Annotated in this window: 5 protein-coding genes; 1 reads left to right on the plus strand and 4 read right to left on the minus strand. The window is 72.4% G+C overall.

What is annotated here, in order from left to right; all coding sequences use genetic code 11:
• Nucleotides 1–32: 32 nt before the first annotated feature.
• A complete protein-coding gene (locus ABZ552_RS12265) occupies nt 33–1,022 on the plus strand; it encodes a Gfo/Idh/MocA family oxidoreductase (protein ID WP_281880591.1) in 990 nt (329 codons plus the stop codon).
• On the opposite strand, the gene ABZ552_RS12270 is transcribed toward ABZ552_RS12265, so the two are convergent.
• Genes ABZ552_RS12270 through ABZ552_RS12285 form a run of 4 tightly spaced genes read right to left on the minus strand, consistent with a single transcriptional unit; the run spans nt 1,005 to nt 15,611 of the window.
• A complete protein-coding gene (locus tag ABZ552_RS12270) occupies nt 1,005–2,255 on the minus strand; it encodes a glycosyltransferase (RefSeq protein ID WP_357436990.1) in 1,251 nt (416 codons plus the stop codon). The two genes, ABZ552_RS12265 and ABZ552_RS12270, sit on opposite strands and share 18 nt — an antisense overlap.
• Complete coding sequence (locus ABZ552_RS12275) at nt 2,252–3,349, minus strand: alpha/beta fold hydrolase (RefSeq protein ID WP_357436993.1); 1,098 nt, start codon at nt 3,347–3,349, stop codon at nt 2,252–2,254. The genes ABZ552_RS12270 and ABZ552_RS12275 overlap by 4 nt, the downstream gene beginning before the upstream one ends.
• Nucleotides 3,349–5,607: a thioester reductase domain-containing protein gene (locus tag ABZ552_RS12280; RefSeq protein WP_357436996.1), complete on the minus strand. Its 2,259-nt coding sequence runs from the start codon at nt 5,605–5,607 to the stop codon at nt 3,349–3,351. The genes ABZ552_RS12275 and ABZ552_RS12280 overlap by 1 nt, the downstream gene beginning before the upstream one ends.
• Nucleotides 5,604–15,611, minus strand: a complete 10,008-nt coding sequence (locus ABZ552_RS12285) for an HAD-IIIC family phosphatase (RefSeq protein WP_357436999.1) — start codon at nt 15,609–15,611, stop codon at nt 5,604–5,606. Before ABZ552_RS12285 ends, ABZ552_RS12280 begins: the two co-directional genes overlap by 4 nt.
• Nucleotides 15,612–15,615: the final 4 nt, after the last annotated feature.

Raw genomic sequence — 15,615 nt, forward strand, 5'->3', positions numbered from 1 at the left:
GCACAACCGGATTCATTGCTACAGTCGCGCCCATGACGCAACCTCTGCGGATCGGCATCCTGGGCGCCGCCCGCATCGCCCCCGCCGCTGTCGTGCGCCCCGCGCGGGCGCACCCGGACGTGGTGGTCGCCGCGGTGGCCGCGCGCGAGCCGGAACGCGGCCGTGCGTTCGCGCGCGAGCACGGCATCGAGCAGGTCTTCGACAGCTACGCCGCGCTGATCGCCGCGCCCGATATCGACGCCGTCTACAACCCGCTGCCGAACGGCCTGCACGGCCGGTGGACGAAAGAGGCCATCGGCGCGGGCAAACACGTGCTGTGCGAGAAGCCGTTCACCGCCAACGCCGCCGAGGCACAGGAGGTCGCGGCGCTGGCAGTGCGGTCGGATCGGGTGGTCATGGAGGCCTTCCACTACCGCTATCACCCGATGACAAGGCGGGCCGAGCAGATCATCGCCTCCGGGGAACTCGGCGAGCTGGTGCGGGTGGAGGCCGCGATGTGCTTTCCGCTGCCGCGATTCTCCGACATCCGCTACGACTACGCGCTCGCCGGCGGGGCGCTGATGGACGCGGGCTGCTACGCGGTGCACATGGCGAGGGTGTTCGGCGGCGAGGAACCGGAGGTCGTCACGGCCACCGCGAAGCTGCGCGGCCCGCGCATCGACCGCGCGATGAGCGCCGAGCTGCGTTTCCCCTCCGGTCACACCGGCCGGGTGCGTTGCTCGATGTGGTCGTCGGACGTGCTGCGCATCGGCGCGCGCGTGGTGGGTGAGCGCGGCGAACTGCGGTTGCTCAACCCGGTGGCGCCGCAATTGCCGCGCAGGCTGTGGGTGCGTTCGGAGCGTGGCAGGCGTACGGAGAAGATCTCACGCCGCAGCACCTACGCGTATCAGCTCGACGCCTTCGTCGCGGCGGTGCGCGACGGCGAGCCGGTGCTCACCGCGCCGGAGGACGCGGTGGCGACGATGACCGTCATCGATGCCATCTACGCGGCCGCGGGCCTGCCGCTACGGCAACCGGCCTGACGAAGCCGCCGTGATCGCCTCGGTATAGACCGCCACCAGGCGTTCGGTGAAGCGGGACTGCAGCGTCCGGCCGGCGTGGCGGGCGAGAACTTCCCGCATGGCGTCGAGCCGGTCCGGCTGCTCCGTCAGCACGCGCAGCGCCTCGGCCAGTGCGCCGGTCGAGGAATCACAAGCGCGCCATTCCCCGCCTTCGGGGACGGTTTCTGTGACGTCGGGGTCGCAGTGCAGCACGGGAATGCCGGTCGCGACCGCCTCGAGCAGCACCATGCCCTGTGTGTCACACCCGGCGGACGGGAACAGCAGCACGTCATGGGAGCGCATGGCGGCCAGGCACTCCACCTGGCTCACCTCGCCGTGCAGCCGCACCCGCTCGCGCAGCCCGAGCCGGTCGACCGCCGCCCGCAGACGCGCCTCCAGCGCTCCCGCACCGTAGATGTCGAGGGTGCAGCCCGCGGCCCGGTGCACCGCCTCGACGGCGTCCAGTGGCCGCTTCTCCGCGGAGAACCGGCCGCACCAGAGCACTCGCAGCTCACGATCGCGGCCGCGGGAGTGCTCGGGAAGAGCGCGCACGAGATCGTCGTCGACTCCGTTGGACACCACGTGGATCGGCCGGTCCACGCCATGCGCGGCCAGCCGCCGGGCGAAATGCCTGGTCGGCACGACGACTTCGTCCGCGGCTTGCGCCTGGGCGACCAGCGGCCGCCAGGCGTGCCGCGCGGTGCGGCTCTCCGGCAGGCGCGGCATCGCCTCGCGCAGGCCGACGAACGCACCGTGCAGGACGCGCGTGGTGAGCGCGGCGAGGTAGGGGAACGGGGCGTTGCGTTCGATGAACGAGTCGTCGCGACTGTGCATGGACTGCACGACCGGAAGGCCGTGGCGGCGCGCGGCGCGCAACCCGATGACGCCCGCGCCGTAGGTGGTCTGCGCGTGCACGACGTCGAAACCGCGCTCGGCGAACACCGCGTCGACGAGACGTGCGTTCCCGCGGGTGGGCAGGGCGACCGGATAGCCGTTCACCGTCAATCCGGCCGTGGTCGCCAGCAGGACGATATCCGGGTCCGGCGGCATGGATCGCGGTGCGGGAATAGTGAATACCGTGACGTGATGCCCCAGCCGTTCCAACGCCGTGCGCTGCGCGCGCATCGACGTCTGGATGCCACCGAGGGTGGCGGGGTGGAAGTCCGCGAACATGGCGATGCGCAGGGCACGGCCGTCGCCGTTCGGTGCGCTCACACGGCGCCCTGCGATCGGGGGAGGTGATGCCCACAGTCGTCGAGGAATTCGAGGATGTGCCCGTACACGTCCAGGGCCGCGCCGCGACCGAGGAAGGTGTCGAGATGACCGTAGGAAGGGACCTCCACGTAGCGGACGTCCAACTGGGGATGCCGGGCGTTGAGCACGTCGTGGCACAGCTTGTTCGAATCGAGCCAGACCTCGTTGCGGCTGCCCGACAGCAGCAGCACCGGGCAGTCGATCCGATCGGCATGGTCGAGCGCGTTCTCCGGTAGCGCGCGGTAGCGGTCGTCGTTGTCGTTCCAGCGTTGCACCGCGTGCGCCAGCTCCATCCGCCGCAACTGCGGAAGGACATGGACCGGGATCGGCCCGAACAGCTCCGCGAGCCGGTCGTGGGTGCGCGGATCGAGATGGTCGTGCACGAACAGCTCCACGCCCATGCCCCAGCCGCCGTGGACCATCCGGCAGGTGGGATCGGTGCATTCGCCTTTCCTGGTGAGCAGGGCGTAGAGCAGCGTCTTGCGCGACCACAGCCCCACTTTGCGGAAGTCCGACTCGACGTGGTGGACGCGGGAGCCGAGCAGTTCGCCGCCCACGAGCACGCGCATCCGCACCGAGTTGCTCACTTTGGGCGTGAGGAAGACACCCTGGGCGACGACCCCGGCGAGGCCCGGTACCAGTCCCGCGGCCAGGCTCATCGACAGCGCCAGGGCGCCGACGCAGTGCGCGACCACGAACAGCGGCCGGTCGCCGATGCGCGCGCGGATCTGCTCGACGGCGCCGGGCAGGTCGTAGAGGGCCACGTCGTCGAAGCTGAAGCGCGGACCGGCGGCGTTGTAGGGCAGGCGGCAGCTGCCGCGCCAATCCAGCAGCCAGGGTTGGTATCCGGCGTCGAGCAGCGCGTCGACGACGTTGCGGATCTCGGGCAGCAGGAACATGTCCGAGGACACCCCGTGGCCGTGGACCAGCAGGACCGCGGGCCGGTCGGGGTCGTCGACGACGACACGGCGCAAGCCCAGCCGGATGCCGTCGGCGGCCTGGAACGGGATCTCCTCCACGGCGGGCGCGGCGCCCGGGCGGATGGGGGTGAGCATCAGCGCGACTCCTTCGCGTTCCGGCGCAGATCCAGCAGCTCGGTGCCCACGCGTAACGCCGGCTCCAGCAGGCCCTTGCCGAGCTGGGATCCGAACCAGCTCAGCCACAACAGTTTCGCGGTCCGCCGCTGCCGCTCGGACAAGCGCGGATCCACCTGGATGCCGTCGATCTGATCGCGCAGGTAGGTCTCCAGCGGGACGGCGACCTCGCCGGCGAGGCTCGCCGGTTCGCCCGCGCGGCCGAGTTCCACGGTCAGCGTGCGCGCCTGCCGGACGAGGGTGCGGCGCGCCTCGGCGTATTTGTACCCGGACAGCCACCACGCGCCGCCCTCGGCATCGCGCAGCGACAGCCGGTAGTGCATCAGCGGATGCTGCCATCCGTGCCGCAGCGGAATGCCGTCGTGCGGACGCACCGACAGCGCTCCGGACACGGTGAGCGGTTCGTCGTGCAACCGGGCGCAGCGCATCTCGCCGCTGACGTCGACCGTGCGTCCGGCCACCAGCTGGTGGGTGCTCGCGATGGACAGCCGCAGCGTCAGCGCGCAGGAGGTGTCGGCGGTCGCGTCGACGGGCCCGAGCGTGCCCACCAGCGTCTCGGTGAACCACAGGTAGGGTGTGTCCTCCGGCTGCGGCAGCCGCGCCAAGCCGGCGCCCGCGAGCATCTCCAGCGTCTTGCGTTGTGACTGCGCACCGTAGCGGACCGGCTCGGGCAGATTGTGGGCGCGCAGGAAAGCGCGGGTGCGCTCGTCCCCTGCGGCGGGCGCGGAGGCCATCGTCTCCAGCGGGTGCCGGGCGACGGGGCTCTGCAGCACCTGCGCCAGCGATTCCAGCTCCGGCACCGGCTCGGTGCGGATCCGTTCCACCACCTCGTCGCACCAGGCCGCCCAGTGCTGCACCCGCATGTCCAGGCCGATCGCCGCGGACTCGCCGAGCATCTGCTCCAGCGTGGTCGGCGTGCCGGTGAGATGGTAGTTGTGGCCCCACGCGTCCGGTGCGCACACGATCGCCGCCGCGACCTTGCTCACCCAATCCACCGGGGCCACATGCAGATTGCGCAGCGCGGGGACGGTGCCGAACCGCGACAGCGCCGCGATGATGCCGCTGTTGAGGTCGCGGGGATTGTGCGCGCCGGTCTCGCGGTGTCCGCCGATGCCGCCGGGGCGCAGCACCGTGACGACCACACCGTGTTCGCGTGCCCGCCGCAGCACCGCCTCGGCGGCCCATTTCGTCCGGTCGTAGCCGATCACGAGTTTGCCGACGTTCGCCACCGGGTCGTCCTCGCCCATCGCGGCGATGCCGAGTTCGTTGAACACCGCGATCGAGGAGACGTGGTGCAGCGGTTTCGGTCTGCCGGTCGCCGCCAGCCGCCCCAGGGTCAGCGGGCCGAGGACGTTGCCGCTGCGCAGCGACGGGTAGCCGCGCAGGAAGTCGACCGCGGCGCCGACGTTGACGATCGCGTCGATCTCCTCCGCCAGCGTGGCCCAGCGTTCCTCGGACAGCCCGAGACACGGTTCGCGCAGATCGCCGGTCAGCACCGTCACGCGCCTGCGCACCTCCGCCGACCACGGCAGCAGAAACCGCGTCAGCGCCGCGGCCAGCCGGTCGAGGGCGGCCGCCTCGTCCTGCGCGCGGATCAGGCAGACGACGTGCGCATCGCTGCCGCGCAACAGGTCCAGCAGCAGATGGCTGCCGAGGAAGCCGGTGGCGCCGGTGAGCAGCACACGACGCGGGACGACGCGCTGCGGCGGGTCCACGAACGGCAGCCGGTCGGCTCCGGCGACATCGGACATGATCTGCGCGAGCTGCTCGTCCACGGTCTCCGGGGCCGCCACGGTGGTGGCCTGTCCGGTCGTCGGGGAGCCCAGCCAGCGCTCGGCCAGCCTGCGCGGACGGGCGTCGGCGAACACGTCGTCCAGCTCGAGGTGCACGCCGAGCTCGCCGGCCAGCGCCGCGACGAACTGCACCGCGGCGACGGACGTGCCGCCGCCGTCGAAGAAGTCCGTGTCCGGCCCGACGGTCTCGGCGGTGAACCGGTTCGCCACCCGGGTGACCGCCGCGGTGAGCGACTCGACGTCCCATTCCCGGGGACGCTCGACGGCCGGCGGCGCGGTGCGCGCCGCGCCACCGGCGCGCGCCAGCAAGGAGGCCACGTCCAGACCGCCGCCGCGTTCGATGGCCTCGGCGAGGTCGCGCCGATCCGCTCGCGGGTACTCGCCGTTCACGCCGCGCATAGCAAACTCCTTGTCGGACATGGTCATTGCGCCCAGGATCGGAACGTCCGCAGGCGATCCAGCGGCACCTCGGGCTCCAGCCGCTCGGCGTCGACGTCACCGCCGCCCAGCGCGGCGGCCAACCGGCGGGCGGGCACATTGCGGGCGGTGCGGTGGACGGTCATGCGCACCGTCGCGCAGCCCAGCGCCGCCGCACGGTCCGCCAGCCAGCTCAGCAGGCGTTCTTCGACGCCGCGGCCGAGGGCGCGGCAGCTGAGATGCCAGCCGAGCACCCGCAGCACGGTCCCGTCGGCGTGCAGGGCCAGCACGGCGATGGTTCCGTAGTCACCGAACCGGTCCCGCGCCGCGGCCGTCCACACCTCGCCGTCCGCGCGCCAGTGGTCCACATCCTGCTCGGTACCGGCGCTCATCGCGAATTGGCTGGTGCGCCGGACCAGTTGGGCGGCGCGCGCCCGCGTGCGGTCGGTCAGCCGCTCGACGGTCACCTCCAATTGCAGGCTGTCGAGGAACTGCGCGAAGTCCAGTTGCTCGCGGGCCACGTCGCGCTCGCGTTCGTGCCGGTAGAACTCCGCCCGCCCGGCGTCCTCCGCGGTGACCGCCACCGGCGTCACCGGCCACAACCGGGTCAGGAACGCCTCCAGTTCGCCGACCGGCGGACAGGTCACCGCGAGCACCTCCGGCAGCCGCGAGCGCATCTTCGCGATCTCGACCGGGTTGTCGTCGAGATAGACCACGTCGTCCAGCGCGAGCCGCAACGCGCGCGCGGCCTGCGCGAGCCGCTCGGCCTTGCCATCCCATCCGGCGGAGACGACGGTGAAATCGGCGGCGCGCAGCGGACTGTCGGAGCGGTCCAGGACCGCGTGGACGGATTCCTCGTCGTTGTTGCTGATCAGCACGAGCAGAGTCCCCGCAGCACGCCATTGCCGCAGCCGCCGCGCCAGCGCGAGCCGCGGTGCGTCGAAGGTGACGCCCTCAGGCCCGATCTCGCCCACGACGCCGCTCCACAACGTGTCGTCGCCGTCCACGGCGACGACCTTCGGCGCGGGCAGCAGGGCGACGCGGGCGACGTCGGCGAGCGTCAGCGCCACCGCGGCCTGGAACTCCTCGGTGAACGGCAGGTGCGCCAGCGCGTCGGTCCGCTCGTCGAAACGGTTCGCCACCCGGTGATCGCGGGTCCAGTCGGACTCGGTGAGCACCGCGACGCCGGGGATCTCCCGCATCCGCTCGGCGGTGCGCCGCTCCCACCGGGCCAGTCGCTCGTCGAGGGCGGGCGCGGGAAGGAATCCGACGATGATCGGCCCCCGGGCGCGCTCGGCCGCTTCCCGGACGCCGGCGGGATACTGCGCGGCCAGGTCGGTGAGCGCATCGTCGGACAGGGCGCCGAATCGCTCCAGGTCCGCCGCCCGCACCAGCACGATGCCCAGCGCGGTCGACGGCTGGGCGAACACTCCCGACGGGTCGCGCAGTCCGGCCAGGACGTGGTGGTAGGGCGCTTCGAGGACGGTCGGCCCGTCCGCGCCGTGGCCGTGCGCGGAGGCCGCGCTGTACAGATCCGGCAACTTGCCCAACGCGAACGTGGCCCCGAACGCGACACCGTGCGGTACGGCGGGACGCGATGCGCTCGACTGCGGGCGCACCGGCAACCCGGCCTGCTCGACGACCTCGCCGAGCAGCGCCAGATAGTCGTGCCCGAGGCGGGTGCAGGACGCGTCGTCGATGATGTCGGCGTTGTAGGTCAACCAGATCCGACCGGTGTCGGCCAGCACGGCCACCATGAGGTCGAGATCGGAGTACCCGGTTCCCACCGGGACGATGTCCGCGCGCCGGCCCGGCGCGGCGGCCCGCAGGTAGTTGAAGTACACCTCGACCAGCGGCGCGTTGTCCCGGTACAGGCCCTCCGCGGCGAGCGCGGCGAGCACGTCGGAGAACCCGGCTCCGGGGACCAGCAGCCTGCGCAGCCGGTCGCCGGTCCGGCGCAGCAGGTCGTCGACCGACTCGCCGGGCTCGACGGTGGCGGGATAGGGCACCGGCACACCGAAATAGCCGACGGCCGTCGGCGCGTCGGCGTGGATGCGGGTGTCCACGGGGACGGCGAGCGCGAAACGATCGGTGCCCTGCCGCCGGGCGAGCAGCACCGTCAGCGTGCCGAGGAACAGCGCCGCGGGCGTGATGCCCAGTTCGCGGGCGCGCCGCGCCACGTCGTCCCCGAGCCCGGCGGGCAGGTCCAGCAGTACTTCTCCGGCACGGTGACTGCGCTGCGCGGGCCGGGGCCGGGCGAGGGTGAGGTCGAGGCGGCGGCAGCCCGCGAACTCCGCACGCCACTCGGCATCGGGCTCGGTCTGCGGCGCCTGCGCGGCGAGCAGATCGTGCATGTCCTTGTTGGACGGGATGTCCGGGTACGGCGTGCCGGACAGTTCGGCGTCGATCTCCGCGGCGACCAGCACCATCGATTGAACGTCGCACATGCCGTGGTGCGCGCCGAAGATCAACGTCTGCTCGCCGGTATCGGAGGTCAGCAGCTCGAACCGCCACAGCGGCCCCTGCGCCAGGTCGAACGGCTCGCGCATCAGCTCGCCGAACCTGGTGCGCGCGGCGGTGTGGTCGAGCCGATCGACGGCCGTGCAGCGCAGCAGCGGCCCGCCCGGCCTGGCCCGCACCTGCAGCCGGGTGCCGTGCTCCGCGCTGGGCACCACGACCGTGCGCAGCGCCGCGTGCCGCCCGGCGAGGCGGGCGAGGATCGCGTCCAGTTCGGCGTGGTCGACGGCCCGGTGCAGGCGCATGGCCAGCCCGCCGGTCTGCGCGGCACTCGGAACGCCTTGCTGGGCGGTGCGCAGCAGCCGCATCAGGTCCCGGGTGACGGGCAGGGTGACGACCTCGGGGACATCTTGCTCGGGCGGGCGCGCGGCGGGCTCGGCGGTGTCCGTGCGCGCTGCCTCGCCGATGAGGTATTCCGCCAGCGCCACCGGGCTCTGATGGGCGAAGATCTCGCTCAGCGGCACGAGGATGCCGGTGTCGTCGCGCAACCGGTTGCGCAACTCCACCGCCATCAGCGAGTCCATGCCCAGCCCCTGCAACGACCGATCGGGTGTGATGGCGTCCGCGCCGGTATGTCCCAGCACGTCGGCGGCCCGGCGCGCCACCACCTCCACCGCGAGCGCGGTCGCCTCGCCCGGCGGCAGGCCGCGCAGCCGCTCGGCGAACCGCGACCGCATCGACGGATCGCCTGCCTCGCGATGGACGGCAGCGCGGCGCGACGGCGGACGGATCAGCCCGCGCAGCAGCACCGGAACGGACGGCGCGCGCCGCATCGCGTCGGCGTCGATCCGCATCGGCGCCAGCACCGGCTCGGTGCGCCGCAGCGCCGCGTCGAACGCGGCCAAGCCGTCGTGCGCGGACAGCGCCCGCACGCCGGAGCGTTCCATGCGGCGGATGTCGGCCGCCGCCAGCACCTCGTGCATGTCCAGGCTCCACGGACCCCATGCCAGCGATTGCGCGGTGCGTCCTTGTGCGACGCGATGCGTGGCCAGGGCGTCGAGGTAGGCGTTGGCGGCGGCGTAGTTCGCCTGGCCGGGATTGCCGAGAACGCCCGCGACGGACGAGAACAGCACGAAGCACGCGAGATCCATGTCCTCGGTCAGCTCGTGCAGATGGTGCGCCGCGTCCACCTTCGGGCGCAGCACCGCCGCGAGCCGTTCGGGCGTGAGCGAGCCCAGCGTGCCGTCGTCGAGCACCATCGCGGCGTGCACGACACCGCTGAGCGTGCGTCCACGCAGCACCTCCGCCAGCGCGGCGCGATCGGCGACGTCGCAGCGGGCGAAGACCACGTCCGCTCCGAGACCGGTCAGTTCGGCGCGCAGTTCGTCGGCGCCCGGGCCGTCGGCGCCGCGGCGGCTGACCAGCAGCAGTTTGCGGACGTCGTAGGCCCGCACCAGATGCCGGGCCAGTAGTGAACCGAGCCGTCCCGGCGCTCCGGTGACGAGCACGTAGCCGTCGCCGAACTCCGGGCGTCCCGGCGCATCGCCCGTCATCGGCGGCCGCGCCAGCCGCGGCGCGTACAGGGCTCCGTCGCGCACGAGAACCTGTGCCGCACCGGAGGCCAGCACCGTCGCGATATCGAGGTCGGCGTCAGCGCTGTCGACCAGCACGATGCGGTCCGGATTCTCCGACTGCGCCACCCGAGCCAAGCCCCAGACCGCGGCTCCCGCGGTGTTCGGGACGTCCTCGCCGGGCAGCGCCATCGCCCGGCGGGTGCGCACCACGATGGTCGCCGCGGCCAGGCGCGGGTCGTCCAATGCCGCATGGAAGGCTTCGAGTGTCTGCCGTACCGCCGCGTGCACCGCGTCGATCGAATCGCCCTCGGCGACATCGATGAGCACCGCCTCCGGGGCGTGGTGTTCCGGGCCGAGCGCCGACCAGGGCACCGCGGTGACCGGCCGGACCGTCACCGGTGCCGGAAGGGCCGCCCATTCCGGCCGGAACAAGGTGCGGTGCGCGGCGGACAGCGCCCCGTCGAGCAACCGGGCCGCGGGCGCGGGCCGCAGCACCAACGATCGCACCGACACGACCGGGCGGCCGCTGGGATCGCTCGCCGAGACGCGCACCCCCTCGGAGCCGTCGTTCGAGATGCGGACCCGTAGAGCCGTCGCACCGGAGGCGTGCAAACTCACCCCGGCCCACGCGAACGGCAGCAGGGCCGAATCGCTTTCGTCCGCGCTCAGCAGCAGCGCCGCGTGAAGCGCGGAGTCGAGCAACGCGGGATGGATCTCGAACCGCGCGGCGTCGCCGTGGGCGGACTGCGGAAGGGCCACCTCCGCGAAGACGTCCGCGCCGCGCCGCCACGCCGCTCGCACCGACCGGAACATCGGCCCGTACCGATGCCCCCGCCCGGACAGCCGCGCGTACATGGCGTCCACGTCGACGACCGCCGCACCGGCCGGAGGCCATACGGCGGCGTCGAGGTGACCGGCATCGGCTACCTGTTCCTGCGCCAGCATCCCGCGGGCGTGCAACGTCCACGAGGTGTCCAGATCCCGTTCCAGGCGCGAATGGATCGAAACGGGACGGCCGCCGGTCGCGTCGGCGTCCCCGACCGTCACCTGGAGCTGCACCGCCGCATCCTCCGGAAGCACCAGCGGGGCGTGCAGGACGAGTTCGCGCACGTCTGCGGCGGCCACTTCGTCACCGGCGCGGATCGCCAGTTCCACCAAACCGGTTCCGGGCAGGAGCACCGCGGCGGGCGCGGCATGCTCGGCCAGCCACGGATGGGTCCGCAGCGAGATCCGGCCGGTGAGCGTCACGCCACCGGAACCAGGATGCGGCACAACGGCGCCGACGAAGGGATGGCCCGCGGACTGCAACCCGAGCGCGGCGGCGTCCTCGGACGCCGATTCGGTCCAGAACCGCCGCCGGTCGAAGGCATAGGTCGGCAGGTCGACGCGGCCGCGCGCGGGCACCAGACGCGACCAGTCGAGGTCGCGGCCCGCCACCCACAGCGCGGCTTGGGCGCGGGCCAGGCTGCGCGGCCCGTCCTGCTCGCGCACCAGCGAACCGACGGCGACCACCTCGCGACCGGTCTGCTCCGCGACGGCCCGCACGGCGGTGGTCAGCAGCGGATGCACGCCCAGTTCGACGAAATACCGGAACCCGTCGCCGATCATGCGCTCGATCGTGTCGGCGAACCGGACAGGTTCCCGGGCATTGCGGTACCAGTAGCCGCCGTCGGCGGAGTCGTCCGTCAGCTGCTCACCCAGCACGGTGGAGTACCACGGAACGACTGGCGACGCGGCGGTCAACCCGGCCAGTTCGTCCAGCAGTCGCTCGCGGATCGGTTCCAGCAGAGCCGAATGTCCCGCCAGCGCCGGTCCCGCGGCCAGCACCCGCACCTCGACCTGTTCGTCCGCCAGATCCCGCACCAGCGCCTCGACCGCGTGGCGGGCTCCGGCCACGATCGTCGAGCCGGGAACGTTGACCGCCGCAACCGACACCGCCTCGGCCCCGGCCAGGCGTTGCGCGAGCCGCTGCTCGGGCAGGCCGACCATCGCCATCGCGCCCTCCTCGGCGATGCCCGCCATCAGTCGGCTGCGGGCCACGACCACCTGCGCCGCCTCGTCGAGCGTCAGCGCGCCCGCGACGTAGGCCGCGGCGATCTCGCCTTGGCTGTGCCCGATCACGGCATCCGGGAGGACGCCCGCGGCACGCCAGGTGGCCGCGAGCGCGGCCATGGTGGCGAACAGCAGCGGCTGCACGAGGGTGAAGTCGCCCAGTTGCGCCGGGGTGAGCCCGAACAGCGCGGTCGCCAGCGACCATCCGGTGCGATGGCGGAACGCTTCGTCGCAGCGGGCGAATTCGGCGCGGAACACTTCGGACCGGGCCAGCATGTCCCGCGCCATCCCCGCCCACTGCACGCCTTGGCCGGGGAAGACGAACGCCGTCTTGCCCGCGGTGAGCGCCGCGTCCACAGCGACCACGACGTCGGGCGCAGCACGCTGCTCGACCAGAGCGCCGAGACCGGACAGCATGTCGTCGCGGTCGCCCGCGACGACGACGGCGCGCCATTCGAACGGGGTGCGCTGCACCGCCAGGGAACGCGATACGGGTGCGGGGGTCAGAGCGGGGTCATCGGTGACGTGCTCGAGCAGACGGCGCGCCTGACCCTGCAACGAGGCCCGGTTGCGGGCCGAGATCGGCAGCAGGGCCACCCGGATGTCCTCCGGCGCGTCGTCGAACTCGCCGGAGCTGTCGTCGAGTGCGGGCGCCTCCTCCAGGATCAGATGGGCGTTGGTGCCGCTGAGCCCGAACGCGCTGACTCCGGCGCGGCGCGGCCGGGCGCCGCGAGGCCACGGCATCGACTCGGTTCGCACGGCCAACCCGCTACCGTCCCAGTCGATCTGCGCGGTAGGCGGCCCATCGTGGGCCATCCCCGGTATCCGCTCGTGTTGGAGCCCGAGGACCAGCTTGATGACCCCGCCGATGCCGGCCGCCGCCTGGGTGTGGCCGACATTGGATTTCAGCGAGCCCACCCCGAGCGGACGCTCCGGCTCCCGGCCGGGACCGAAGACGCGGGCCAGCGCGCGCGCTTCGATCGGATCGCCGAGGGCGGTGCCGGTGCCGTGCGCCTCCACGTAGTCCACGTCCGCGGGCGTCAGCCCCGCCGAGCGCAACGCCGCATTGATGACCTGCTCCTGCGCGAACCCGTTGGGGGCGCTGATCCCTTGGCTGCGGCCGTCCTGGTTGATCGCGGAGCCGCGGAACACCGCGAGCACCTTGTCGCCGTCGCGCCGGGCGTCGTCGAGACGCTTCAACAACACCAGCCCGGCGCCCTCGGCCCAGACCGTGCCGTCCGCGCCCGCCGAGAACGGCGCGCACCGTCCCGACGGCGACAGCACACCGAGTTTGCACAACTCCACGTGCGCGGTCGGGCCCATCAGCAGTGTCGCGCCACCGGCCAGGGCGAGATCGCACTCGCCCGCGCGCAAGCCCTGCGCGGCCAGATGCATGGCCACGATCGAGGAGGAGCACGCGGTGTCGAGGGTGACGGCGGGTCCGTGGAAGCCCAGGGTGTAGGCGACCCGGCCGGAAGCCACGCTCGGCGAGAGACCGGTGCCCACCTGCCCGTTCAGCTGCTGCGGTGCCGGGTCGGCGAGGTATCCGGTGCTGTACACCCCGAAGTAGACGCCGGTCATGCTGCCCTGCAGCTGTCTCGGGTCTCGCCCGGAGCGTTCGATCGCCTCCCAGCTCAGTTCGAGCATCAGCCGTTGCTGCGGGTCCATCACCGCCGCCTCGCGCGGGCCGATGCCGAAGAACGCGGCGTCGAACTCGTCGACCTGGGTGAGGTACCCGCCGCGGAAGGTGTACGCCTTGCCCTCCGCCGCCGGATCCGGGTCGTAGAGCCCGTCGACGCTCCAGCGCCCCGGCGGCACCTTCGACAGGCCGTCGCGTCCGTCGTCCAGCAGGCGCCACAGCGATTCCGGATCGTCGGCGCCGCCGGGGAAACGACAGGCCATCGCGATGATCGCGATGGCGTCGTCGGTGCGCTCCTGGCGTGCGACGGGCGCGGTCTCGGCTTCGGTGCGGTGCAGCGCCGCGACCACTTGCGCGATGGTCGGGTGCTCGAAGAACAAATTGGTGTCCAGGGTCCGTCCGACCCGGTCGGACAACTCCACGACGAGCTCGACGAGGTCCGCGGAGCCCAGGCCGAATTCGACCAGCGGACGGTGCACATCGATCCGCGCCGGATCGAGATACGCCAACCGGGCGATGATCTCCACCAGCGAGTTCTGCAATTCCTCGGCGGTCATCGCCGCGCCCGAGGACGTGCTCGCCGGCGCACCGAGCTCGTCGAACTCACCGCCCGTGGGCAGCACCGGGGAGAACTCGCCGTCGAGATAGGCCGCACGGCAGGCTTGCCGCTGCACCTTGCCGCTGCTGGTCTTCAGCAGCGCGCCGGGCCGGATCAGGACCACCGATCGCAGCGTGAGCCCGTGCTCCGCGCCGATCGCCGCGCGGATCGCGTCGTCGGCGTCGGCGAGTTCGGCCGGGTCCTCGGTGCGCACCTCCGCGACGACGACGGGCAGCTCCCCCTCGATGCCCTCGTCCACGGAGAACGCCGCCACGCAGCCCGCGCGGACGGCGTCGTGCGCCGTTTCGGCCGTCAGCTCCAGGTCCTGCGGGTAATGGTTCTTGCCGTCGATGATCAGCAGATCCTTGCGCCTGCCCGTGACGAACAGCTCGCCGCCGGACAGGAAACCCAGATCCCCGGTGCGCAGGAAGGCCCGATCAGCACCGTCGAGCCGGGCGTGGAAAGTCTCGTCGGTGGCCGCTTCGTTGCCGAAATAGCCGGCAGCGACACTGGTTCCGGACACCCAGATCTCGCCTTCGACGCCGTCGGCGCACTCGGTGCGGCGGTCGGGGTCCACGACGACGATCGACAGTCCGTCGGCCGGACGCCCCACGCCGACCAATTCGGAGCGGCCCGGCGGCAGGAGCACCGTCGGCCGCGCGCCGAGTTCGGCGGCACTGACGATGAGCGTCGCCTCGGCCAGACCGTAGACCGGCTGGAACGACTCCGCCCGGAACCCCGCGCTCGCGAAGGTGTCGGCGAACCGGCGCACGGTGGCCGGACGCACCGTCTCCGAGCCGTTGAACGCCACCTGCCAGCCTCGCAGGTCGAGCCGATCGATCTGCTCGGACGTCATCCGGCGCAGACACAGCTCGTAGCCGAAGTTGGGTCCGCCGCTGGTGTGCGCGCCGAACGCCGACACCGCCTGCGGCCAGCGCTCGGGGCGCTCCAGGAAGTGCCTGGGCGACAACAGCACCGCGTTCGCCCCGACGAACATCGTCTGCAGCACGGGCGCGATGAGCCCCATGTCGTGGTACATCGGCAGCCAGCTGACGAACAGCGCGTCGGGCAGCGACGCCAGCACCTCCGGCGTATGGCCCAGCGCCGTGGCGATCGCGCGTTCGTTGTGCAGCAGGTTCGCGTGGGTGACCACGACGCCGCGTGGCGCGCTCGTCGAACCCGAGGTGTATTGCAGGAAAGCGACCGAGTCCGGACCGACGGCGGGCCTGCGCCACGCGGCCGCCGCGTCGTCGGGGATCTCGTCGGTGGCCAGCCAGGCCGGCGCGCCCAGCTCGGGAAGGTGCTCGACCGCCGCCGCCGCGTCGGCGCGGATCTGCCCGGTGGTGAGCACCGCGTCGACGCCGGCATCGGTCACCATGTGCCGCAACCGCCGCAGGGACCGCGCGTCCAGCTGCGGCAGCGGTGCGGGCACGGCGACGACATTCGCGGCCAGGCAGCCGAAAAAGCTCGCGATGAAATCCAATCCGGACGGATACAGCAGCAGCGCCCGGCGGATGCCGCGATCCTGCAAGGTGGCGGCGATCGCCCGCGCGCGGACCGACACGGCGGCGTAGGTGATCTCGTCGACGGGACCGTCGGCATCCCCCGTCCGCAGGAAGCGGTAAGCCGTGCGCGCCGAGTGGGTGTCGCCACGGCTGAGCAGGACATCGACGAACGAACGGTATTCGGTCATGCGG

Source organism: Nocardia sp. NPDC019219 (assembly GCF_040632645.1).
Classification (GTDB): domain Bacteria; phylum Actinomycetota; class Actinomycetes; order Mycobacteriales; family Mycobacteriaceae; genus Nocardia; species Nocardia sputorum.